This is a genomic window from Herbaspirillum camelliae (genome assembly GCF_001929405.1).
GTDB classification, from domain to species: domain Bacteria; phylum Pseudomonadota; class Gammaproteobacteria; order Burkholderiales; family Burkholderiaceae_D; genus Herbaspirillum; species Herbaspirillum seropedicae.
The window spans coordinates 361,041-383,922 of sequence record NZ_KV880769.1 but is presented as its reverse complement, the minus strand read 5'-3'; the positions used below and the strand labels follow the sequence as shown (position 1 = coordinate 383,922).

Annotated in this window: 17 protein-coding genes; 5 read left to right on the top strand and 12 right to left on the bottom strand. The window is 61.6% G+C overall.

Features of this window, described 5'->3' with window-relative positions; translation table 11 throughout:
- Window positions 1-72 precede the first annotated feature (72 nt).
- Entirely contained in the window at window positions 73-1,302 is a 1,230-nt protein-coding gene (locus tag BGK68_RS01750; protein WP_075255659.1) for a urate hydroxylase PuuD, read from the top strand.
- A 922-nt stretch (window positions 1,303-2,224) separates the two neighbouring features.
- On the opposite strand, the gene puuE is transcribed toward BGK68_RS01750, so the two are convergent.
- The 4 genes from puuE to BGK68_RS01730 form a co-directional block, all read right to left on the bottom strand.
- On the bottom strand, window positions 2,225-3,157 hold the full coding sequence (puuE, locus tag BGK68_RS01745) for an allantoinase PuuE (RefSeq protein ID WP_075255658.1): 933 nt from the start codon (window positions 3,155-3,157) through the stop codon (window positions 2,225-2,227).
- 82 nt (window positions 3,158-3,239) lie between these two features.
- The gene (locus BGK68_RS01740) at window positions 3,240-3,974 is read right to left on the bottom strand and encodes an aspartate/glutamate racemase family protein (protein ID WP_075255657.1); all 735 of its coding nucleotides are present in this window, start codon (window positions 3,972-3,974) and stop codon (window positions 3,240-3,242) included.
- Between the two features lie 48 nt (window positions 3,975-4,022).
- Window positions 4,023-5,468, bottom strand: coding sequence for an NCS1 family nucleobase:cation symporter-1 (locus tag BGK68_RS01735; protein WP_075255656.1), 1,446 nt, complete (start codon window positions 5,466-5,468; stop codon window positions 4,023-4,025).
- Between the two features lie 216 nt (window positions 5,469-5,684).
- The gene (locus BGK68_RS01730; protein WP_075255655.1) at window positions 5,685-6,422 is read right to left on the bottom strand and encodes a GntR family transcriptional regulator; all 738 of its coding nucleotides are present in this window, start codon (window positions 6,420-6,422) and stop codon (window positions 5,685-5,687) included.
- A 36-nt stretch (window positions 6,423-6,458) separates the two neighbouring features.
- Between BGK68_RS01730 and BGK68_RS27260 the strand changes: the two genes are divergently transcribed.
- Window positions 6,459-6,788 (top strand): hypothetical protein, encoded by a 330-nt coding sequence (locus BGK68_RS27260; protein ID WP_143432929.1) that lies wholly within the window; start codon window positions 6,459-6,461, stop codon window positions 6,786-6,788.
- 51 nt (window positions 6,789-6,839) lie between these two features.
- On the opposite strand, the gene BGK68_RS01725 is transcribed toward BGK68_RS27260, so the two are convergent.
- Window positions 6,840-7,898, bottom strand: coding sequence for an adenosine deaminase (locus tag BGK68_RS01725; protein ID WP_075255654.1), 1,059 nt, complete (start codon window positions 7,896-7,898; stop codon window positions 6,840-6,842).
- Between the two features lie 278 nt (window positions 7,899-8,176).
- Between BGK68_RS01725 and BGK68_RS01720 the strand changes: the two genes are divergently transcribed.
- Window positions 8,177-8,722, top strand: a complete 546-nt coding sequence (locus BGK68_RS01720; protein WP_075255653.1) for a hypothetical protein — start codon at window positions 8,177-8,179, stop codon at window positions 8,720-8,722.
- A gap of 195 nt (window positions 8,723-8,917) precedes the next feature.
- Here the strand turns inward: BGK68_RS01720 and BGK68_RS01715 are convergent, their stop codons facing one another.
- The 7 genes from BGK68_RS01715 to BGK68_RS01685 all read right to left on the bottom strand — a co-directional run bounded on the left by BGK68_RS01715 (window position 8,918) and on the right by BGK68_RS01685 (window position 15,139).
- Window positions 8,918-10,228 carry a DUF1173 family protein gene (locus BGK68_RS01715; protein WP_075255652.1) on the bottom strand — a complete coding sequence of 437 codons (1,311 nt, stop codon included), beginning with the start codon at window positions 10,226-10,228 and terminating at the stop codon, window positions 8,918-8,920.
- An 82-nt stretch (window positions 10,229-10,310) separates the two neighbouring features.
- Entirely contained in the window at window positions 10,311-11,072 is a 762-nt protein-coding gene (locus tag BGK68_RS01710; protein ID WP_075255651.1) for a DUF4393 domain-containing protein, read from the bottom strand.
- Between the two features lie 234 nt (window positions 11,073-11,306).
- Window positions 11,307-12,041: an amino acid ABC transporter ATP-binding protein gene (locus BGK68_RS01705; protein ID WP_075255650.1), complete on the bottom strand. Its 735-nt coding sequence runs from the start codon at window positions 12,039-12,041 to the stop codon at window positions 11,307-11,309.
- Window positions 12,022-12,678, bottom strand: a complete 657-nt coding sequence (locus tag BGK68_RS01700; protein ID WP_075255649.1) for an amino acid ABC transporter permease — start codon at window positions 12,676-12,678, stop codon at window positions 12,022-12,024. The genes BGK68_RS01705 and BGK68_RS01700 overlap by 20 nt, the downstream gene beginning before the upstream one ends.
- Window positions 12,675-13,346, bottom strand: coding sequence for an amino acid ABC transporter permease (locus BGK68_RS01695; RefSeq protein WP_075255648.1), 672 nt, complete (start codon window positions 13,344-13,346; stop codon window positions 12,675-12,677). The genes BGK68_RS01700 and BGK68_RS01695 overlap by 4 nt, the downstream gene beginning before the upstream one ends.
- A 203-nt stretch (window positions 13,347-13,549) precedes the next feature.
- The gene (locus tag BGK68_RS01690) at window positions 13,550-14,332 is read right to left on the bottom strand and encodes a transporter substrate-binding domain-containing protein (protein WP_075255647.1); all 783 of its coding nucleotides are present in this window, start codon (window positions 14,330-14,332) and stop codon (window positions 13,550-13,552) included.
- Between the two features lie 57 nt (window positions 14,333-14,389).
- Entirely contained in the window at window positions 14,390-15,139 is a 750-nt protein-coding gene (locus tag BGK68_RS01685; RefSeq protein ID WP_075255646.1) for a GntR family transcriptional regulator, read from the bottom strand.
- Window positions 15,140-15,717: 578 nt separating this feature from the next.
- Here BGK68_RS01685 and BGK68_RS01680 point away from each other — a divergent pair.
- Both BGK68_RS01680 and BGK68_RS01675 read left to right on the top strand, forming a co-directional pair.
- Complete coding sequence (locus BGK68_RS01680) at window positions 15,718-18,687, top strand: bifunctional glycoside hydrolase 114/ polysaccharide deacetylase family protein (protein ID WP_075255645.1); 2,970 nt, start codon at window positions 15,718-15,720, stop codon at window positions 18,685-18,687.
- Window positions 18,617-22,825, top strand: coding sequence for a tetratricopeptide repeat protein (locus tag BGK68_RS01675; protein ID WP_233149218.1), 4,209 nt, complete (start codon window positions 18,617-18,619; stop codon window positions 22,823-22,825). Before BGK68_RS01680 ends, BGK68_RS01675 begins: the two co-directional genes overlap by 71 nt.
- Window positions 22,826-22,882 lie beyond the last annotated feature (57 nt).

Here is a 22,882-nt window from a genome sequence, read left to right as displayed (position 1 = left end):
GCCTCGCCCGGCATCATTTATGCTAGAACCCGTTTCATCACCAGACAACAACCTAGAGGACGTATTTCGGACATGGAAGCCTATATTCTTGATTGGCTCAATTTGCTGCTGCGGTGGCTGCACGTCATCACGGCCATCGCCTGGATTGGCTCTTCCTTCTATTTCGTCTGGCTGGACAACAGCCTGGTGGCGCCCACCGATCCGGAGTTGAAGGAGAAGGGGGTGGGCGGGGAGTTGTGGGCGGTGCATGGCGGGGGCTTCTACAATCCGCAGAAGTACCTGCTGGCGCCCAAGGTCTTGCCGGAGCATCTGCACTGGTTCTATTGGGAATCCTATAGCACCTGGCTGTCGGGCTTTGCCTTGTTTTCGCTCTTGTATCTGTTCAATGCCAATGTGTTTCTGGTGGATCGCAATGTGTTCGATATGTCGGCGTCGATGGCGGGCGGGGCGGCGATTGCCTTCCTGATCTTCAACTGGCTGATCTATGACGCGATCTGCAGCACCATCGGCGATCGGCCGGGGGCGGATCGGTTGGTCAATCTGCTGGTGGGCTTGCAGGTGGTGGTGTCGGTGTGGGCGGCCTGTCATCTGTTTTCGGGGCGGGCGGCTTTCCTGATCAGCGGGGCGTCGCTGGCGACGATCATGAGCGCTAATGTGCTGGTGTGGATCATTCCTGGGCAGCGCAAGATGGTGGCGTCGATGCGGGCGGGGCAGGCGCCTGATCCGATTCATGGCAAGCGGGGCAAGCAGCGTAGTGTCCATAACACTTACTTTACGTTGCCGGTGCTCTTTGCGATGCTGTCCAATCACTACAGCATGACCTATAACGCGCCGCATAACTGGGTGGTGCTGTTGGTCATCATGGCGGCGGGGGCGTTGATCCGGCAGTTCTTTGTGTTGCGGCACAAGGGGGTCTATAACTGGTGGTATCCGGGGATTGCGGTGGGGTTGTTGCTGGGGGTGATTGTCTGGATGAGTCCTTTGATGCAGGCCAGGCCGGTGGTGGCTGCTGCTTCTTCTGTTTCCTCTTCTTCCTCCTCTGAGGGTGGGGCGTTTGCTCAGGTGCAGCAGGTTATTCAGGCGCGCTGCATTCAGTGTCATGCGGCTCAACCTACCTTGATGCCTGTGCCGGGTAAGGGCGTTCTGCTCGATTCGCCTGAACATATCTCTCAACATGCTCAGCAAATCTATCAACAGGCTGTTGTGCAGAGGGCTATGCCTCTAGGGAATATGACCCATATTACCGAGGAGGAACGGGCTGTTATCGGGAAATGGTTCGAGGCTGGGGCTGCTGTTAAATAATTATTTATCTAATTATTTTCTGGTCTGTTGTTTTGCCGGGGGCGGGCTATTTGGGCTTGGGTTTTTTTGTTGCGCTCCTGGGTAGTCTGCACGGAATTTCTTCCTGCGCTCTAGCTTAATTATTATCTTTCTCCGGTCGGGAGGACGCGCCGGGGGCGGCCCGGCAGCCGCTCACTTTTCTTGTCTCGCCAAGAAAAGTAAGCAAAAGAAGGCGACCCCTAAGATCCAGCCCTCCTTCGGAGGGTCCCCGCCGCAGTGAAGCGAAAAGTGGGAAAAATAGAGTCGCTTCGCTCCGACTATTTTTCTGATCCACTTTTCGCTCCACTGCGGCGGCTGGCTCTAAGGGGAAAAACCTGAACGGGCTCGCCTTCGGCCTCGCACTTCTCCTACTCGCCTTCGGCTTTGGCTTGGGACGGGGCGCCTTCGATACGTCGCTGCGCGACTACTCAGTCCGAACGGGGGGGAATTATTTAGAAGAAAAACAAAGGCAGGAGAGCGAAAGAGGAAGAGGAAGAGGAAGATAAAACTAAAAAGTACGGAAAGTATGTGATCGAAGAAAGCCGAAGCGCCAGCGAGCCCCCAGCGATGCCGAAGGCGAGCCGGACAAGCCGTCCGCTTCTGACCCGCCGCGTCAGCGCACATAAAAACGGATCAGAAAAATAGTCGGAGCGAAGCGACTCTATTTTTCCCGTTTTTATGTGCGCTGACGCGGGGACCCTCCGAAGGAGGGCGGGGCAGTAGCGGTCGCCTTCTTTTGTTTACTTTTCTTGGCGAGACAAGAAAAGTGAGCGGCTGCCGGGCCGCCCCCGGCGCGTTCTCCCGACCGGAGAAAGATAAGAATTAAGCTAGAGCGCAGGAAGAAATTCCGTGCAGACTACCCAAGGGAGCCCACCCCCATCTCCTACCGTAACCAAAAACAAAATCAGCGCTCCGAATAAGGATGCACCTTCCTCCAGTGCTCAGCGATATCAATGCGCCGACAGATCCAGACCCTGTCATGCGACTGCACATAATCGAGGAAGCGCTGCAAAGCCCGGAACCGCCCAGGCCGCCCCAGCAAGCGGCAGTGCATCCCGATGGAAAGCATCTTGGGCGCCTCTTCTCCCTCTTCGTACAGCACATCGAAGCTATCCTTCAGATACTGGAAGAAGTGCTCACTGGTATTGAACCCCTGTGGCGTAGCAAAGCGCATATCGTTGGAATCCAGCGTATAAGGCACCACCAGATGCGGCGCCTTCACCCCCGCCCCCGTTTCCACCTCCGTCCAGAACGGCAGATCATCCCCGTAGTAATCAGAGTCATAGGCAAAGCCGCCATGCTCCACCACCAGCTGCCGCGTATTGGGCGAATCCCGTCCCGTATACCAGCCCAGCGGCGCGCTCCCCGTCAGCTCACGGAAGATCTGCACCGCCTCGCGCATGTGTGCGCGCTCGGTCTCGATATCCATGCTCTGGTAGTGAATCCAGCGCAAGCCATGACAAGCGATCTCATGCCCCAGCTCCACAAACGCCTGGGTGACCTCGGGAGAGCGCTGCAACGCCATCGCCACACCAAACACCGTCAACGGCAAGCCACGCTTCTCGAACTCGCGCAGGATGCGCCACACACCCACGCGTGAACCATATTCGTAGATCGATTCCATCGACATGTGCCGCGCCGGATAGGCCGCTGCCCCCACGATCTCGGAAAGGAACTGCTCGGAAGCCGCATCGCCATGCAGCACGCAGTTCTCACCGCCTTCTTCATAGTTCAGGACAAACTGCAACGCCACCCTGGCCTGCCCGGGCCAGCGTGCGTGCGGAGGATTGCGGCCATAGCCGGCCAGGTCGCGTGGATAGGTCTGTTGCTGTGACATAGGGTCTTCAATAGCCTCAATAGGCCCAATAAACGGTCAAAAATGAAAAACGCAGCGCCTGCGCCCGGCGCTGCATCGGAAATCAACTGCGCGCAAACTCGCGCAGCAAGCCATGGTAAGCCTTTGGCAAAGGCCTTGCCAACTCGCCCCGCTTGGCCGTGCCCAACCCCAGCGCCACCAGCGATTCGGCCAGCTTGACCGCAGCGGTCACGCCATCGATCACCGGTGCGCCAATGTCGCGCCCAATCGCGGCACAGAGCTCGGCCATGCCAGCACAACCCAGTACGATGGCCTCGGCGCCATCCTCGGCCAGCGCGCGCCGGCATTCGTCGATGATGCGTGCGCGGGCGTCGGAGGCGGGGTCTTCCAGCTCCAGTACGGCAATCTCGCAAGCGCGTACATTGCGGCAGAAACGCTGCATCCCGTAACGCTCGGCCAGATGCCAGGCCATGCCGCTGGTGCGCGCCAGCGTGGTCACCACCGAGAAGGACGGTGCGATCAGGCTGGCCATGTGCATGGCCGCTTCGGCAATCCCGATCACCGGCCCCTGCGCCAGCTCCCGCGCGGCCGACAGGCCGGGGTCGCCGAAGCAGGCGATGACGTAGGCGTCGTAACCATCCCGCTCCCCACGTTCGATTTCCTGCAACAGGCCGGGAACGGCCAGCGCTTCGTCGTAGTGGCTTTCGATGGAGGCCGGCCCCATCTCGGGACTGACGCCGGTAATCTCGGTTCCCGCCGCTGCGACCTGGCGGGCGCAGGCGGTCATGGCCTCGGTCATGGACCAAGTGGTGTTGGGATTGATGAGCTTGATACGCATGTCTTTTCCTTCAATACGATGTCGCCGTGCTCAGCCTTAGCCTCAGCTTCAGCCCTTGCGCGCAAACATCAGATAGAACATCGCGCCCAGCGCTGCGCCGATGAACCACGAGAAGTCGGCAGCGGCGCGCAGCTGAGGCAGCATCACACAGGCCACGCAGACGGCGGCGGCCAGCACCAGCGCCTTGACCGCGTCGCGGTTGACGCCGTTGGTGTACCAGTAACGGCCTTCGGGACGCATGGTGTAGAGGTCTTCCACCTTGACCTCGCGGCGCTTGATCAGGTAGTAGTCGGCCAGCAAGATGCCATACAAGGGACCGATGAAGCCCCCCAGCACATCCAGCGTGTAGTGGATCACTTCGGGATTGCCGAACAGGTTCCAGGGCGTGATGAAGATCGAGGCGGTCGCGGCCATCATGCCACCGGCGCGCCAGCTGATGCGGCTGGGCGAGAGGTTGGAAAAGTCGAACGCGGCCGAGACGAAGTTGGCCACGATGTTGATGCCGATGGTGGCGGTCAGGAAGGTCAGCGCGCCGATCACCGCGGCAGTGGTGCTGTCGATGCGCGAGACCGTTTCCACCGGATCGGTGATCAGCTCACCAAAGACCGCAATGGTGGCCGAAGTGGTCACCACGGTGACGATCGAGAAGGCCAGGAAGTTGACCGGCAGGCCCCAGAAGTTGCCGCGCTTCACATCGGCAAAGGTGTGGCAGTAACGCGAGAAGTCGCCGAAGTTGAGCATCGGCCCGGAGAAGTAGGACACCACCAGCGAGATGGCCGTGATCATCACCGATACCGCTGCCCAGCCGCTGTACTTGATCTCGCCCAGGTTCAGGCCGACGTTCTGCCAGCCGGCCTTGTAGATCATCCAGCCGGCCAGGATGAACATGACCACGTAGACCGCAGGTCCGGCGAAGTCGATGAACTTCTTGATGGTCTCCATGCCGTTCCAGAACACCAGCGCCTGCAATACCCACAGCAGCAGGAAGCCGCCCCAGCCCAGCGTGGAGAGGCCCGCGAAGGAATGCACGTGGACATCGGCATAGGGCTTCAATTCAGGGAAGAACTTCAGCACCACCACCACGAAGGCCGCCGAGGCCAGGTAGGTCTGGATGCCATACCAGGCCACCGCGATGAGGCCGCGGATCATGGCCGGCACGTTCGCGCCCAGGACGCCAAAGGACAGCCGGCTCATCACCGGATAAGGCACGCCATGCGCCTGGCTGGGACGCGCCACCAGATTGCACAGCAGGTAGACGATGCTGATGCCGATCAGCAGCGAGATCAGCACCTGCCAGCTGGTCAGGCCCAGCGCGAACAGGCTGCCGGCGAAGACGTAGCCGCCCACGCTGTGCACGTCGGACATCCAGAAGGCAAAGATGTTGTAGGAACCCCAGGTCTGCTTCTTCAGCGGGGCGAGGTCTTCATTGGTGAGGCGGGCGTCATCGGCGCCGGCCAGGTAGCTGCTGGCTGCGGGGGAAGAGTCGGTAGTCATGGCCGGTCTCCATCAGAGAGAAAGGTTGGGTGAAGCGAACCGCATCCGGCGGCGGCCGGGCAGTTCGATGGACTTCCTGCATGCTCTTGGCGGCATGGTGGTGGTCACACGGTCGGTATTGCTGCGAGCCGCGCGACATGGCCCTTCTGTTTCCAGTTTCTTTCTATCTCCTGACTTTCCCGGTGGCGAAAAGTCAGCGTGCGCGCCGGCCTGTGGTTACAGTCCCTTGCCAAGCACGGCGCGCAGATCGAATTGGTCATCCGCATCCGGCCGTACCCGGTCCTCGCACAAATGCAAGTGGTGTGCCATATGCGCCTGGGCGGCCTTGATATCGCCTTTTTCCAGGGCTTCCAGCACGGTTTCGTGTTCGTCGAAGGAGCAGGCGTTGTGGCCCGGCGCCTCCGTCTTGGCGATCATCAGGGTGGTGCGCGAGACCAGCTTGCGCAGCGTCTCCACCAACAGGGCATTGCCGGTCAGCTCGGCCAGGGCCAGGTGGAACTGCGCGGACAGCCTGATCCAGCGCGGCCGGTCGCCATTGAGGTAGCAGTCCCGCTCTTCTTCCACCATGCGCCGCAAGCCCGCGATCTGGCGCGTACCGGCGGTGCGGCCCAGCTTCTCCAGCACCGCATGTTCGAGGATGTTGCGCAACTCGAACATGTCGCGCACCTCGGCCGGCGAGGGGCTGGCGATGAAGGCGCCGCGGTTGGCTTCCAGGTCCACCATGCCTTCGGCAGCCAGCCGCGCCAGCACCTTGCGCACGGTATGACGGGCCGTGTCGTAGATCTGGCACAGGGTCTGTTCGGTCAGCTTGGTACGCGGCGGCAGCCGGTGTTCCATGATGGCGTCATAGATGTCCTGATACATCCTTTCCTCCACCGCCACAGCGTTGTCGCGCTCGCGCGCAGGCGCGCGGGCAGGAGGGGCGGGGCGGCTGGCTTTGTTGGCTTTGTTCATGAGGCTCGTGCTCTACGGATTCAGGTTGGAAGAGGCATGACTGGTCAACAACCGACTGCAACGATCGTCAACAATCCGGAAAGCGATTTGCAACAAAATGGGGCTCATTCTGCACCAAAAAGACGGGGCGTGTCCCGCTTTGGGTCACCGTCTCACCAGGTTTCGGTGCTGCAATGCAGCGTCCTTCCTGGGGAATCGCCCGTTTTGCCAATAGACGGCAGGCTGTTGCGTTGCGTAATCTTAATTCCAGAAATTGTCGTCAATCTGCGCCGAGCTTTGTCGTCTTGCCCGGATGGGCGGCGCGTTGCCAATCCTGCCACTGCATCATGCAAGAAACGTGCTTGGGGATTGTTGACGGAAAAGTAAGACGCCCGGGCGGGCCGGGCGTCTTGGGTGCAGCGTATGGCCTGGAGCGGCTCAGTGCGCGGCCGCGTACTGCTCCAGCTCCTGATGCAGGGTGGCCTTCTCTTCATCGGCGAGGAAGCAGGCGTCGATGCCATTGCGGGCCAGTTGCAGCACCTGCTCGCGGGAGAGGTCCAGCGCACGGGCCACGGCGTGGTAGTTGGCGTTCATGTAGCCGCCGAAATAGGCCGGATCGTCGGAATTGACCGTGACGGCCAGGCCGGCGTCGAGCAGGCGGGCCAGGTTGTGCTCGGCCATGTCCTTGACCACGCACAGCTTGAGGTTGGACAGCGGGCACACCGTCAGGGGCGTGCGCTGTTGCGCCAGGCGCTGCATCAGGGCCGGGTCTTCCTCGCTGCGCACGCCGTGGTCGATGCGTTCCACGTGCAAGGTGTCGAGCGCCCCGATGACGTAGGCCGCCGGGCCTTCTTCACCGGCGTGGGCCACCAGGCGGAAGCCCAGTTCGCGGCAGCGGGCATAGACGCGCTCGAACTTTTCCGGCGGGTTGCCGCGTTCGGAGGAATCCAGGCCGATGCCCAGCCACAGGTCGGCATATTGCTCGCGCAGCGGCAGGGCCGCTTCCAGCGTGGCGAAGGCGTCTTCTTCGGAGAGATGGCGCAGGAAGGACATGATCATCACGCTGCCAAAGCCATCGCGGCGGCGCGCATCGCGCAGGGCAGCGGCGATGCCGGCGAACACGGTAGCCATCGGAATGCCGCGTTCGGTGTGGGTCTGCGGATCGAAGAAGATCTCGGCATGACGCACCTGGTCGGCTTGCGCGCGGGCGATGTAGGCGGCCGTCATGTCATAGAAGTCCTGCTCGGTGCGCAGCACATTGGCGCCGGCGTAGTAGAGGTCGAGGAAGGATTGCAGGTCGCTGAAGTTGTAGGCAGCGCGCAAGGCTTCCACCGAGGCGTAGGGCAGGGCGATCTGGTTGCGCTGGGCCAGCGCGAACATCAGTTCGGGCTCCAGCGTGCCTTCGATGTGCAGGTGCAATTCGGTCTTGGGCATGCCGGCGATGAAGGCATCCAGCGCAGCGCCGGATGCGGAAGAGGGAGTGACAGCAGTGTTCATGGCGACGACCCTTCAATATTGGCGAGAACGGTAAAGACAAGGGAGGCAGGCAGACCGCCTTGGCGCATCGCGCCCCTCCCGGACCCGGCATTATCCCGCAATTCGGGCCCGCCCCTCCAGCGCGTGCCGCCTGGCTGAACCATTGAGGCGCATTGTGCTCTGAGCTACAGCCCGGCCGGAGAGCATCCCGCCGGATGGGAGGAAGGTAAAGATTCGATGATTTTTCGCTTCTCGCCGCAAAGGCATGATTAAATGCCAAGCTTCTTGGGGGAAATACCATGCGCAAGACGATCAGGGTTTCAATGCAGTGGATGCTGGCGGCCGCCACGATGGTCAGCGCCGGTGGTTGTTCGATGATGCCGTGGAGCGAGCAGGAAGATCCCACGGTGATCCCGTTCAAGACCGTGCTCAGCGGTTCCTACCAGGGGTTCGTGAAGAACTGGGATGACCAGCGCCAGCCAGTCTTCTGCACCCTGATCCGCAGCCGCGCCGAGTGGGACGAGTGGATGCAGCCAGCCCCCACCATGGGCGACCGCCGCCCCACCGGTCCCTCGTCCGATCACTTCGAGCGCAAGCAATACCTGCTGGTAGCGCGCACCATGAGCGCCCCGGATGCCGCCGAACGTCCCCACGTCTTCACGCCGCTGTCGGTGCGCCTGCGCGATGGCACGCTGCGGCTGAACTACCTCTATCGCGCCCCGGCTTCGGGGGCTTCTTATCGGATCAAGGATTACCTGATGGTGTCCATTCCCAAGGATCGGTATACGACTGGGCCGGTGGTGTTCTATGAGAATGATCGGAAGGTGTGTGAGATAAATCGCTGATTATGGTTCCTGCTCGCGAAGGATTGCCGGCGCGTGCGTTCAGCATGGGGTTTCGTTGTTACCGAATTAGGGCGCGAGAGTATTCGAACTTTGCTGCAATTCGCTAGTTGGCGCACCTAATGTTTTCTTGGCCGTTCTTGCATTTAAGCTCTACCAGCGTTACTCAGCCGGCAATCCTCGCTCCCTATACCTTTTTCACGGTGCTGGAAGCTGTTGGCGTTGCAGTGCATCTTGTAGGGTTTCTCTGTCGGCGTGCCATTCCCAATATTGACCAGGGTATTCGGCTGCGTAAATAGCGCGTTTCTCTTTTTTACGGGCTAGATAAACTTCGGTGTTCATACCGTAGACTTCAATCATGACCGGGGGAGAGCAATCTTGTAGGATGAAGTCGGGAAATAGACGGTCATCAATGCTAGCTTCGGAGGAAAATGGCTTCTCATAATGGCGTCCTGCATTTACCAAGTGGTTGGCTAGTTGGTGTTCATAACTGGATTCAAATGGAATAAGTTGTGATGTCACAGGCATCGCAACCATCGAGCGAACCTTGGAGTAATAGGTATCGCTTTGTTCCTTTGAATCAGCCTTCATAACGCAGACTTCTGCGCGTCCAAAGACTACTACCTTGGCATTATCTTTGACTTGACTGCTGAAATTCGGAAACTGGTGCGTCAAGTTATTGTAAATATCCATCGCCTCTTCCTTATACACGCCGACCTTCACCTTGAATCGGTTGGTAGTGCCTCCGATCTTAGTGCTGTGACTGAAAACGTAAGGTTGCTTGGCCGCTAGAGTGACTAACATGGACTTGTATTCATCTCCATCAATAATGTCGATGTAAATTACATAGTGCTTGTTGATCGCGTTTTTCAGCGCGTACCAATTGCGGCCGCCCTGCTTATCGTCGTCAGAGAAATGCGGAAGCAAAAGCATCTTCGATAGCTCAAGTCCATGATTTAGCTTAAGGAACTTGGCCGCGCCGCGAATTGCTGACCAAGGTTCCTTGTTTAGGATGGTCGGTTCATGTGAGGTTAAGTTGGCACGAGCCCACAAAAGACGAAGGGCTCCGAGCTCCGTAACGCGATTAGAGATTTTCCGCGCGGTGGTGCATTTGCCATCATTCGATTTAAATGTGTGAGAGGTTTGAGTAAGTGAAGGAGCCGTCTGAGATCGTTTCAGCGGGACTGAGAGGCTGATAACCAGATTGTCATTATCATCGGTACGAATGGCCTCCAGCGAATAACCGAAAAAGGCAGCAGTCTCTGCATTTAGTGAGCGGTGTCGGCAGCCAATTTTATGCGTTTCTCCTGTTCCAGACGTTTTTCGCAGATAAAATTTTCCATTTCGATTGAAGGTGTGAAGTACGAGCTTTTCGGCCGGACGACATCCGCAATGAATTGTGCTCTTCTTCGTTTTGTCTTCATGATGCTTGCCCAACGTTCTTTGAATTTCACTGCCACTCAGTGTTGCAAAGTCTGCGGATTCCCCGTTGATGATGTATTTGGCCATCTCGAATGATTGGAAGTTTTGGAAATTGCGTAAAGTGCGCGACCTGTGAAATAGGCGGCACTGACTCCATGTGTAGCTTTAACTATATCGACGGTAAGCAAGCCTTGCAGAATAACCTACCGATTCCAGTCAATTCGATGAACCAAAAATCGAAAGAAGCCGGCTTTCCGTTTCTGAACTCACGCTCCCATGGCTGGTTGGTATAGGCGACCAGACCAAGAGAGACCAGATGCTCAATGTATGTATACAGCAAATCTGGCTGTGCCATTTCTTCAGGTTGAACGGCGACAGCAAGAAGAATTTCCGCTGCGGCATGGGCCAATTCGGATTGGCTAATGAGGTTTACTCGCTGGCTCTCCAGAAATACATTCGATCCCTTTTGAAGAGGGCGAAGGTACGCAGCAGGGCGATTTTTATGTGCTCCAATCTGACGTATCAAAACCGCCTCATCCGGTGCCAACTGTCCGATAATCTGCACGAAAGCAGGATGAGCTTCGCTTATCCTTTCTTTATCCATTGCGCGCGAAAGAAGATTCACAAACATCTGTCCAGCTAAGCTTGTGTCATCGTGGTACTTCAACTGCTCTACGATGGGGAGCGCAAGGGATTCGATGGGAGGAATGCGATTATCTTGTGGTACTTGCTCAATGGATTTCTTAAGATGTTTTGCCAGGCGGTCCTGTAGCGTAGCCGTGTACTGAGTTGGAAACAATACAAGCCGGACGGTCTTAATCACATCTTCGCCGAATTCTCCGAGCTGTTTAAATGCCGGAGATAGCGCATCTTTGTATGCCTCTTTCAATACCTCTGTGGGAATGAGCTTTGTGGTATTAATTGGGTCCATGTCGTGATCTGGCTAGGTAAAGGATAATTACGTGGTTATAGCGTGCTCCAGATTAAGCAGGATAGCTCTTTATATCCGACTAGGGGATATTTTCAAAGAGGCATAAATAGCGCCTTGCCGGGGTAATTGCCGTCATTAGATATAAAAACACCCCAGGCCCGGAAAATCTTCCAGACCTGGGGTGTCATCCCGCCATAGCACTACAGCATGACTGGACCGCAGTCAGCAGTAGCCTCAAGCCCCTTGCGTCATCCCAATGAACTGCTGCAATTCCGGCGTCTTGGGATTGCCGAACAGTTCTTCCGGCGGGCCGATCTCATGCACCTTGCCCTGGTGCATGAACACCAGCCGATTGCAGACCTCGCGGGCAAAACGCATTTCGTGGGTGACCATCAGGAGCGTCATGCCTTCCTTGGCCAGCCCGCGCATGACGGTCAGCACTTCGTTGACCAGCTCAGGGTCCAGCGCCGAGGTGATCTCGTCGCACAGCAATGCCTGCGGACTCATCGACAGCGCGCGGGCGATGGCCACGCGCTGCTGCTGGCCGCCGGAGAGCTGGTCGGGATAGGCGTCGAACTTGTGGCCCAGGCCGACTTTTTCCAGGTTGGCCTTGGCCGTCTTCATGGCCTCGGCTTCGCTGACGCCCTTGACGATCATCGGCGCGACCATCACGTTGCGTCCCACCGAGAGATGCGGGAACAGGTTGAACTGCTGGAAGATCATGCCGACCTTCAGGCGCAGGTTGCGCAGTTCCAGTTCGCTGGCGCCCAGCTTGGCGCCGGCCACGCTGATGTTGCCTTCGTCGATGCTCTCCAGGCCGTTGATGCAGCGTAGCAGCGTGGACTTGCCCGAGCCGCTCTTGCCGATGATGGCGATCACTTCACCGGGTTCGACGTCCAGGCTGATGCCCTTGAGGACTTCGTTGTCGCCGAAGCGTTTCTTGACGTTGTCAATGGCGATGAGCGGCATTGTATTTCCTTTCTAGAGACTGGCTGTACTTGGACAGCGGCCAGCAAAGCACGAAGTAGAAGGCGCCCACGATGGCGAACACCGTGAAGGGGCGGAAGGTGGCGTTGGTGATGACGGTGCCGGCCTTGGACAATTCGATGAAGCCGATGATGGAGGTCACGGCGGTGGACTTGATGATCTGCACGCCAAATCCCACCGTCGGTGCGATGGCGATACGCAAAGCCTGCGGCAGCACGATGTAACGCATCTGCTGGAAGTAACCCATGGCCAGCACCGAGGAGGCTTCCCACTGCCCCTTGGGAATGGCTTCCACGCAGCCGCGCCAGATCTCGGCCAGGTAGGAGGCGCTCCAGCACATCAGCGCCAGGCCTGCCGCCAGCCACGCCGGCACTTCGATGCCGAACAGCGCAATGCCGAAGAAGACCAGGAACAATTGCATCAGCAAGGGCGTGCCCTGGAACAGTTCGATATACAGGCGCGCTACCTGGCGCAGCCAGTTCTGGCGCGAGGTGCGCATGAACAGGATGACCAGGCCGAGCGCGCCGCCGAGCACGAAGGTGACCAGCGACAGGACGATGGTCCAGCGCCAGGCCAGCATGAGGTTGCGGACGATGTCCCAGGTGGTGAAGGTGATCATGCGGTCCTCCGGGCGGTGATGAAGTAGTGGCCGATCAGGCGCAGCACCTGGCGCAGCAGGATGGCCAGCACCAGGTAGATGGCGGTGGCGACGATGTAGGCTTCGAAGGCGCGGAAGTTGCGGCCCTGGATGAAGTTGGCGGCGAAGGACAGTTCTTCCACGGCGATCTGCGAACACACCGCCGAACCCAGCATGACGATGACCACCTGCGAAGACAGCGCCGGCCAGATCTTCTGCAGCGCCGGGCGCAGGATGATGTGGCGGAAGATCTGCATGCGCGACATCGACAGCGATTGCGCGGCCTCGATCTGCCCGCGCGGAATGGCTTGCACGCCGGCGCGGATGATCTCGGTGCTGTAGGCGCCCAGGTTGATCACCATGGCGAAGATGGCGGCGGTGATCTCGCTGATGTGGATGTTCAGCGAGGGCAGGCCGAAGAAGATGAAGAACAACTGCACCAGGAAGGGCGTATTGCGGATGATCTCCACATAGCCGCTCACCACCGGCTTGAGCCAGCCCGGCCCCTGGGTGCGCGCCCAGGCGCCGAAGATGCCCACGGCCACGCCGAGCACGCCGCCGATGGCGATGAGCTCGATGGTGGTCGCTACCCCTTTGACGATGACGTCGGTGTAGTCGAAGGTGGAAAGGAAATCGAATTGATAAGCCATGATGTCGTGTCTGCCCTGCCTTGGAAATGCTGCGTTTGCCGGGTGTCCGCCTGCGTGCCGCCTTGGTGAAACCGTATTGCTGCTGTATTGCTACTGTATTGGTGCTGTAGTGCCAGTGGTCGATGTCAGCTTGATACTGTATTGGAATACACCTGCCACTGTATTGCCGCACACCCTTGCAGGTGTGCGGTCACTGCAGCAATTTACAGGCCAGCCGGCAGCGGCATGCCCAGCCACTTCTGCGAGATGGCGCTGAGGCTGCCATCCTTCTTGGATTCGGCCAGGATGGCGTCGACCTTGTCCTGCAGCTTCTTCTCGCCCTTGTTCAGGCCGATGAAGCAGGGCGAATCCTTGATGAGGAACTTGGTCTCGGGCTTCTTGGGCGGGTTGCGGGCGATGATGGCGGCTGCCACCACGTTGCCGGTGGCGACCAGTTGCACCTGGCCGGAGAGGAAGGAGCTGATGGTGCTGTTGTTGTCTTCATAGCGCTTCACGGTGGCCGAGGCCGGGACGATCTTGCTCAGTTCCAGGTCTTCCACCGAGCCACGGGTCACCGCAATGGTCTTGCCGGCCAGATCGGCGGCGCTCTTGACCGACAGGTCAGCCGGACCGAACACGCCATTGAAGAAGGGCGCATAGGCGGCGGAGAAGTCGATCACCTTTTCACGCTCGGCGTTCTTGCCCATGCTGGAGATGACCAGGTCGACCTTCTTGGTGCTCAGGTAGGGGATGCGGTTGGCGCTGGAGACCGGGATCAGTTCCACCTTCACGCCCAGCTTCTTGGCGATCAAGGTGGCCACGTCGATGTCCAGGCCCTGGGGCTTCAGGTCGGCATCCACCGAGCCGAACGGCGGGAAGTCCGCCGGCACCGCCACGCGCAGCGTGCCGTGCTTCTGGATATCGTCCAGGGCGTCGGCGCGGGCGACCGAAGCAGAGAACATCATGGCGCCGGCCATCAGGCCGAGCAGGAGTTTGGTCAGTTTCATAGCAGTTTCCCTAGGGTTGACGACGTTGATGAGTGGGCTTGCGCATGCTGCCGGCGCTTACAACGGCCCTTTGCCAGGCGGGCGCACGGTCTTGGCGTCGCTCGCAGCCCCCTGCAGCGATACCGAGGCCAGCGCCTGTCGCAGCGGTTCCAGCGGATCGCTGCTGCGCACCTGGTTGAGCCCTGATTCCACATGTTGCAGGTGGTCATGCATCAGTTGCTCTGCCTGTTCCAGATCGCCGCGTTCCAGCGCCTCGACGATCAGGACATGTTCCGAACAAGAATCCTCTGCCTGCTCCGAGGACTGGTGCAGCATCGCCGTGAGCGTGGTGCGCGCGGTCAGGTCGCGCAGCGTCTCGGCCAGCAGCGAGTTGCCCAGGCATTCGGCCAGGCAGACATGGAAGTCGCCCAGCAGATAGCTGCGCACCCCCACATCGGCCCCGGCGATGGCCGCTTCTTCGCGGGCGATGTGCTGGCGCAACTGGCCGATGGCGGTATCGCCCACCGGACGCAGGCGGGCCTGGCGCAACAGCCCCAGCTCGATCACCCGGCGCGCCTCGAAGGCTTCGCGCGCCTGCGCCGGCGTGGGTTCGATGACGAACCAGCCGCGCCGCGCGCTGACGGTGACGATGCCGCGCGCCATCAGGTGCGTCAGGGCTTCGCGCACCTGGGTGCGCGAGACCTTGAAGAGATCGGCCAGCTGCTGCTCGCCCAGGCGGGTTCCCGGCGCCAATTGCTTGGCGAGGATGGCCTCGGTGATGCGCACGGCGATCTGCGACGACGACTTGGGGGAAGGATGGGTGCTCATGGCCTCTCATCAGCAAGTTGTGTGCCACGCTGATATACAAGATTGGCATACAACATCTGGCAACGATTATTGGCGGCCCAGGCCTTGTCTGGCAAGGCTTGCGCACGCCAGGCGGCGGGCGCAGGGTGCGGGTGCCACGCGCATGCGGCGCAGCAAACGGGCGGCTGGCCCCGGGCTGGGGCGCTGCCTGTGGCCTTTTGGTGCAGACCAGGGCGGACGTTCATGCACCTGTTTTGTGCGAAGGATGAAAAATTGTGGTCAGATGCCGACACCGGGCCGGTTCATTACGGTGAATTGTTTGTTATTGTTTTATTAACTATATAAGCTCACGCTAACTCACGCTAACTCACGCGAGCTCACTTTAACTCACTAAAAGTTGTCAGAATGTGCAAAAAATTGGGCAAAGGAAAACTTTACCCAGTGAATCTCGTTAGAATTTGATACAAATTGCTAACACTTCTCTTTAAGCGGCATCTGGCCTGTTTTTTCCTCTTTCTTTTGCCAGGGGAACGCCGGATACCGGTCCTGCAGGCCCTGTGGTTTCATGCGGCTTGGCGATCAGTCATCTAGGAGCGCGCATGGCGGCGGCGATGGGCAACAAGAAAACAGTCATCCGGCCAAGCTCGGCCTGGCGCATGGTGCGCACTTTCGTCTGGACCCTGGCGGCGGCGGCCGCGGCACTGCTGACCGGCTCGGCCCCTGCCCAGGGCACGGCGGGGACAGCGAGCGCGCCCACCTCGGTGGCTTTCTATTACGGCGTCAATCCGCCGCTGGCCGACTTGCAGGCGTTCGACGTGGCCGTGGTGGAACCGGAGTTCGTCCGCAATCCCGCTGCGCGTACGCGTTCGGCGGCCGATGGCATGCACCAGCTGTTCGCCTATGTGTCGTTGGGGGAAGTCCAGCCCTCCCGCCCTTATTACAAGCAACTGCCGCCGGGCCTGCTGCGCGGCGACAATGCCGCCTGGGGCAGCCGGGTGATCGACCAGAACGCCCCGGGCTGGCGTGATTTCTTCCTCGACAAGATCATTGCCCCGCTGTGGGCGCAGGGCTGGCGCGGCTTCTTCCTCGATACCCTGGATTCCTACCAGCTCTTTGCCAAGACCGACGCCGAACGCGCCGTGCAGACCCAGGCCATGATCGCGACCCTGCGCGAGTTCAAGCGCCGTTATCCCGAGGCCAAGCTGATCCTCAATCGCGGCTTCGAGCTCCTGCCCGAGATCGCGCCGCTGACCTATGCGGTGGCGGCCGAATCCCTGTATCGCGGCTATGACGCCGGCCGCCGCAGCTATGGCCCGGTCAAGGACAATGACCGCGCCTGGCTGATGGGCCAGATGCAGACAGCGCGTGACCGCTATCACCTCCCGGTCATCGCCATCGACTACGTCGATCCGCAGCAGAGCGGTGCGCGTACGCTGGCTCGCGAGACGGCGCAGAAGATCAGCGCCGACGGTTTCATTCCCTGGGTGGCCGATGGCGGCCTGGTCTCCATGGGCGTCTCCAGCGTCGAACTGGTGCCGCGTAATGTGCTGGTGCTGCTGGACGTGGCCGAGGGCGACGACTTGCATACCACCGAGGCGCAGCGCTTCCTGGGCATCCAGCTCAATCACCTGGGCCTGCGCTACGAGTTCCGCGATGTCGGCCGCGAAGGCCTGCCCACCGAGCCGCTGGCCGGACGTTACGCGGGGGTGGTGACCTGGTTCCGCAGCGGCACCAACCATCAGCCGCTGGGGCCATGGATAGGCCAGCGCATCAAGGAGGGCGTGCCGGTGGCCATCTTCAGCGCCTTCGGTTTCCAGATGACCAAGCTCAGCGCGGGCATGCTGGGCCTGACCAGTTTTGCCGCGCCGGTTCCGGAGCAACTGGATGTGACCCACTACGATCCCGAATTGATGGGTTTCGAGACGCGTCCGCGCGTGGACCGCACCCAGTTGGAAAACGTGCGCCTGAGCGATCCCGCCGCGCCGGTCCTGCTGCGCATGAAGGATGGCCGCGACAACACCTATGACGCCGCCGCCATCACTCCCTGGGGCGGCTTTGCGCTGGCGCCCTTCGCCATCACGACGGCCCCGGTGATCGATCCGCCGCGCTGGGTGCTGCAGCCCATGCTCTTCCTCAAGCGCGCGCTGCGCCTGCCCGATATTGCCGTCCCCGATGTCACCACCGAAGGCGGCCGTCGCATCCAGACCAGCCACCTTGATGGCGATGGCTTCCCCTCCAAGGCCGAATATCCGGGCTCGCCCTTCGCGGTGGAAGTCCTGCAACGCGAGATCTGGGACCGTTACCGCTTCCCCGTCACGGTCTCGGTGGTGGAGGGTGAGCTGAGCCCGCAGGGCGTCTATCCGCAACTGTCGGCGCAGACCACGGCGCTGGCGCGCAAGATGTTCACGCTGCCCTATATCGAACCGGCCAGCCATTCCTTCTCGCATCCGTTCAACTGGGCCGATGCCATGCATGACACCCGCACCGCCGACATCACCCAGATGGATGGCGATGCCTCGCGTACGCTGGAAATTCCGAACTACAAGTTCAATCTGCAGCGCGAGATCAAGGGCTCGATGGACTACATCAACAACACCCTGCTGCCGCCGGGCAAGAAGGCCGAAGTCTTCCTGTGGACCGGCAACTGCGTGCCGCCGCCCGAGGCCATCGCCCAGACCTATCTGGACGGTTATCTGAACATGAACGGCGGCGACACCATGATCACCAAGAGTCGCAACACCTGGACCGACATCGCCGCCCAGGGCGTGCGCAAGCAGGGCTGGTACCAGGTGTTCGCGCCCAACCAGGACGAGAACGTCTATACCGGCAACTGGACCGGCCCCTTCTACGGCTTCGAGCGCGCCATCGAAAGCTATGAACTGACCGGTGAGCCGGTCCGCTTCAAGGCGGTCGATATCTACTATCACTTCTACGCCGGCACCAAGCCCGCCTCGGTGGCGGCGCTGCACAAGATCCATCGCTGGGCGCAGGCGCAGCCGTTCACGCGGCTGTATGTCTCGCAATACATCCGCAAGGTGATCGATTTCGAAAACACCAGCATCGCCCGCACCGCTGACGGCGCCCTGGTCTATCGCACCGGCGCGCATCTGCGCACCTTGCGCCTGCCGCCTGGCACGCCCGACTATGACCTCAGTGCGCCCGGCATCGCCGGCATCGCCCCGGGGCCGAGCGGACGCTACCTGATCACCTCGGCCGCCGAAGTGCGCCTCAAGCCGCCTGCGCAGCCTGCCGCGCAGGCCTTGCCGATGCTGCTGGAAGCCGGCGGCCAGGTCGGCGACTTCCAGCGCAGCGTCAATGGCAACAAGGTCGAGCTGCGCTTCAGCCTGCTGGCCAATGGGCCGTCCACCTTCAGCGTGGCCGGCGCGCGCAGCTGCAGCGCCTCGGCCGATGGCGCGGCGCTGCCTGCGGGCAAGTCGGTCAGCATCACTGGGCAATCCTGGTTCAAGAATTTCACCGCAAAGTCTGCAGTTCACCAATATGACATCGGCTCCTCAACCGCCAAACTCGCGACAACACGGCACCTGGTACTCGTTCAATGCACCTTATGAACGGCTGAGGCTGTTTTCGCCGTGGACGATCGCCGGTTTTGCGCTGGCGGTCGGGACCGTGTTCGCCCTGGTCTATCCGAAGGTGTCGCTGCAGCAGCGCCTGGAAGTGGCCAATGCCAGCGGACGCGGCGACCAGTTGACCATCGAGTACCTGAAGGTCTTCCTCAAGGCCAAGCCGGGCAATACCGTGCTGCGCGCCGAACTGGTCAAGCAGATGATCGACCTGGGCCAGTTCGCCGAGGCGCGCCAGCAACTGGCCTTCCTGCAGATGGGGACCGAGCCGGCTGCACGGCTGGCGGCGGCCTGGCTGGAATACCGCATCCGCCAGCAGGAAGCCTTTGCCCTGCCGGCGACGTCGCCCGAGCGCACGCGCCTGCTGGCCGAGCTGCGCATCCAGTTGCAGCAGCTCATGACCTATCCCCTGAGCGCACAGCAGTGGCTGGGTCTGTCCCAGGACGCCCTGGCGCTGGGTGACGTGGAGGCCGCGCGGGTAGCGTTTGAGCGCCTGCTGGCCGAGCGCTCCACCCGCGACTTGCCCTATGGCGAGGCCGTGCGCCTGGGCCAGCAGAGCCTGGGCATGGGCGATTACCGCAGCAGCGCCTCCTTCTACCTGCTGGCGATGCAGCATGCCGGCTCGCTGGAAGCGCGCCGCGACAATTTCATCACCGCCTTGCGCAACCTGCAGGCCGGTGGCCTGTACCAGGAAGCGCTGGAGGTGGCCGACGCCAACCTGGGCCCCTTGGCCAACGACAAGGCCACGCTGCTGTTCCTGACCCGGCTGGCGCAGGCGGCCAACCGCCCCGAGGCCGCCGAGCGCTATGTGCGCCAGCTGCTGCAGTTGTCCATGGGACGCGCCGCCGCCACGCTGGCGCGGGCAGGGCAGGGGAGCGGCGCGCTGGCGACGGTGCATTTCCAGCAGCTGCGTGAATTCACCCGCTCGCTACGCCTGACCCAGGCCTTGCTGCTCCAGCCGCAGCAGCCGCACCAATTGCACCAATTGCAGCAGCCGCACCAATTGCACCAATTGCAGCAGCGCATGCAGATGGCGATGCGCCAGGCGCGCGTCATCCGCGTGGCCGGCGCCGATCCCTCGCAGCCGCCAGCGGCAGAGGTCAACGCCAGCCGCGAACTGGCGCACCTGCCCTTCGATGACGAGATCTACACCCTGGCCTACAACGTCTTCCTGGGTAATCGCAACCTCACCGATGCACGTCTGCTGGCGCAATCGGCGGTGCGCCAGCGTCCCGATGACCCGGTCTGGCGCAAGCGCCTGGCCGAGGTGTCGGAATGGAGCGGCGTGCCGGAACAGGCCACCCCGCACTGGCTGGCCTATGCGCGCCTGACCAATGACGAGGGCGCCTGGGATAACGTCATGCGCATCGCCGCGGGCACCTTCGAACAGGACATCCTCACCGAAGCCTTGCAGCACAAGATGCAGGTGGAGCCGGGCGACCCCAAGTGGGTCAACCTGCTGGTGGCGCAGTACGAAAACGTCGGCCAGCCCGAGCGCGCCGCCGCACTGCTGGAAGCGCGCCTGCGCCAGAGCCGGCCAGCCGACGCCAACGCCAACGCCAACGCCAACGCCAACGCCAACGCCAACGCCAACGCCAACGCCAACGCCGCCACCGAACGCAATGGCGAGATGGATGCACTGGCCAAGCTCTACCTGCGCATGGGCCGCGATGATGAGGCCAACGCCGTTTTGGTCCGCCAGCGCCAGGAATTCGGCCCCTCGGCCGCCAATGCCCTGATGGCCGCCAACCTGCTCTACCTGCGCGGGCGCGGCGAGCAGGCGCTGGAACTGCTGCGCCAGGCCGCGCCGGTGGCGCCGCCCGGCAACGCCGACTTCTGGCGCACCTATGCAGAACTGGCGCGCTACCTGGGCCTGGATGAGGAAGCGCGCCGGGGCTATGACCAGCTCCTGGCCACCAACCAGGCCGCCGAAGGCGACATGAGCAACCTGATGGTGGTGATCCAGGAGCACGAACCGCGCGCCGCCGCTGAGCTGGCCGAGTTCGGCTTCCGCCGTACCGGCGTGGCCAACTTCGCCGTGCAGGCGCTGACCTACCGCATGCGCCTCAATGACCTGGACGGTGGCCAGCGCTTCCTCGACAGCATCACCCCGCAGCAGAATGCGGCGCTGGAAAAGTACGTCCCTTACCTGAGCGTGCGCTCGGCCTTCCGCCAGATGAAGCACGACTACGCCGGCGCGCGTGCCGACATGCGCCTGGCCTTGTCGCTCAGTCCGCGCTCGGCCGAGGTGCGCGCCGAAATGATCTGGATCCTCATCGCCACCCGCGATACCGAACTGCTCAACCGCGCGCTGACCCTGTGGGCCGCCGATGCCGAGACCGCGCCGCAACTATGGGGGCCGTTTGCTGCGGCCAACATCTCGCTGAACCGCCAGAACGTGGCGCTGCACTGGTTCCGCAAGTCGGGCTTTCCTCAGAACGATTACCTGTGGCTGCTCAGCTATGCCGAGGCGCTGGACGCCAGTGGCCAGCCTGACCTGGCGTGGCGCATCCGCCGCCGCGCCTGGATCGAGTTGCGCGATCCGGCGCGGCTGCGCAATATTCCGCCGGCCCAGCTGCGCGAATGGCGCGATCGCCTGGCCGCGCTGGCGCCCCTGTTCATGCCGGCCGACGCCAGCAACAAGGTCTTGCGCGCCCTGCTCGACAGCGATGTCACGCGCCTGGTGCGTTCCGATGCAGTGGCGCCGCCGGCCGACGGCCCGGCCCTGCTCAAGGTCATGCAGGCCGCCGCTCGCAGCGACGCCAGCCAGCGCGCCCAGGACCAGGACTTGTCGGCGCGCCTCACGGGCGGACCGGCGGGGCTGTTCGCCCCCACTGCCGACACCGGCCAGCGTCCGCGCGACGATGCCCGGCTCTCGGCCAGTGCGCGCGAGCTGGCCTTGGCCTATGCGATGAACCAAGGGAACTCCGACCTGGCGCGCACCTGGCTGGCCACGCGCTTTGCGACGCAGCTGGACAAGCCCTTGTGGGGCGAGCTGGCCATGGCCCTGGGCAATGATGACCGCCAGGGCCTGAATCGCCTGCTCGACAACCTGGCCGACTGGCTGCCCATGTATGACCGCATCGAAGCCGCCCGCGTGGCTGGCCGGGTGCCGCTGGCGCAGACGCTGGCCTTCGACCAGCTGCAACGCCTGCCGGGCGACGACGAGTTGCATGCCCGCCTCACGGGCCTGGTCACCGATGACCCGGCCAAGTTCAGCGCCGGCTACACCGCCACCCGCGAGTTCCCGCTGGCCAGCAAGCTCTTTACGCTCAGCAGTGGCGTGAACCTCACGCCTGGCACGCGCTTTGACTTCGGCTATATCGAACGGCGCCAGAGCGTCGACGACAGCACCTTGCTGGGCGATGTGCCGGCGGTGGATCGGCTGTATTCCTTTACCCTGCGTCGTCGCATCGAGGATGGCTTCGTCAGCGCCGCCTTGCAGCATCGCCAGGCGATGACCAGCTTCAACGGCCTGCGCCTGGAATTCTCGCGCCAGCTCACGCCCAAGCTGACGTTGTCGGGCAATGGCGGTATCAACCTGAGCGCGACCGACTCGGCCTTCATGCGCGTGGGCGCCAAGCGCGATGGCGGTGAACTCAACCTGAACGTGCAACTGAGCCGCACCGAATACCTGCGCCTGGGCGGTGGTCTGCAACACTACGCCAGCCAGTCCGGCACCTCCCTGGGCCGGGGCCGCACCCTCAATGCCGAGGTCGGCACCCACTTCCGGGTGGAGTATCCCAACCTGACCCTGCGCGCTTTCGTCAACGACGCCAAGTTCACCGACTACGGCAACAGCGACAGCCTGATCGCGCGGCTGGTGCCGGTGGGAACGGACCCGGCAAGTTTTCGCTACATGCCGCTGGATTCGCGCTCCTGGGGTGCTGCGCTGGGCGCGGGCACGGTGGTGGAAAACGCCTATACGCGGGCCTGGCGTCCCTATGCCGAGTTCGGCATGACGCGCACCTCCGACATCGGCTGGGGCCGCAACCTGCGCGCCGGCATCGCCGGCAGCGTGGTCGGCCAGGATGTGTTGTCCATTGGCGCGCAGAGCACCGCCGCCACGCCCAACAATCCGCAGCGCGGGTTTGAATTGAATGTGCTGTACCGATGGTTCTACTAGCCTCCAACATGAATCGCAGCAAGACCTCTTTACCTTATCGCTAACCATTGCATGACA

Coding starts and splice junctions, on each gene's coding strand:
- BGK68_RS01675 (WP_233149218.1), top strand. CDS start 18,617: ATGACATCGGCTCCTCAACCGCCAAACTCGCGACAACACGGCACCTGG.
- BGK68_RS01735 (WP_075255656.1), bottom strand. CDS start 5,468: ATGACTACCGACTCTTCCCCCGCAGCCAGCAGCTACCTGGCCGGCGCC.
- BGK68_RS01710 (WP_075255651.1), bottom strand. CDS start 11,072: ATGGACCCAATTAATACCACAAAGCTCATTCCCACAGAGGTATTGAAA.
- BGK68_RS01720 (WP_075255653.1), top strand. CDS start 8,177: ATGCGCAAGACGATCAGGGTTTCAATGCAGTGGATGCTGGCGGCCGCC.
- BGK68_RS01750 (WP_075255659.1), top strand. CDS start 73: ATGGAAGCCTATATTCTTGATTGGCTCAATTTGCTGCTGCGGTGGCTG.
- BGK68_RS01690 (WP_075255647.1), bottom strand. CDS start 14,332: ATGAAACTGACCAAACTCCTGCTCGGCCTGATGGCCGGCGCCATGATG.
- BGK68_RS01740 (WP_075255657.1), bottom strand. CDS start 3,974: ATGCGTATCAAGCTCATCAATCCCAACACCACTTGGTCCATGACCGAG.
- BGK68_RS01725 (WP_075255654.1), bottom strand. CDS start 7,898: ATGAACACTGCTGTCACTCCCTCTTCCGCATCCGGCGCTGCGCTGGAT.
- BGK68_RS01700 (WP_075255649.1), bottom strand. CDS start 12,678: ATGATCACCTTCACCACCTGGGACATCGTCCGCAACCTCATGCTGGCC.
- BGK68_RS01705 (WP_075255650.1), bottom strand. CDS start 12,041: ATGCCGCTCATCGCCATTGACAACGTCAAGAAACGCTTCGGCGACAAC.
- BGK68_RS01695 (WP_075255648.1), bottom strand. CDS start 13,346: ATGGCTTATCAATTCGATTTCCTTTCCACCTTCGACTACACCGACGTC.
- puuE (WP_075255658.1), bottom strand. CDS start 3,157: ATGTCACAGCAACAGACCTATCCACGCGACCTGGCCGGCTATGGCCGC.
- BGK68_RS01715 (WP_075255652.1), bottom strand. CDS start 10,228: ATGGCCAAATACATCATCAACGGGGAATCCGCAGACTTTGCAACACTG.
- BGK68_RS01685 (WP_075255646.1), bottom strand. CDS start 15,139: ATGAGCACCCATCCTTCCCCCAAGTCGTCGTCGCAGATCGCCGTGCGC.
- BGK68_RS01680 (WP_075255645.1), top strand. CDS start 15,718: ATGGCGGCGGCGATGGGCAACAAGAAAACAGTCATCCGGCCAAGCTCG.
- BGK68_RS01730 (WP_075255655.1), bottom strand. CDS start 6,422: ATGAACAAAGCCAACAAAGCCAGCCGCCCCGCCCCTCCTGCCCGCGCG.
- BGK68_RS27260 (WP_143432929.1), top strand. CDS start 6,459: ATGACTGGTCAACAACCGACTGCAACGATCGTCAACAATCCGGAAAGC.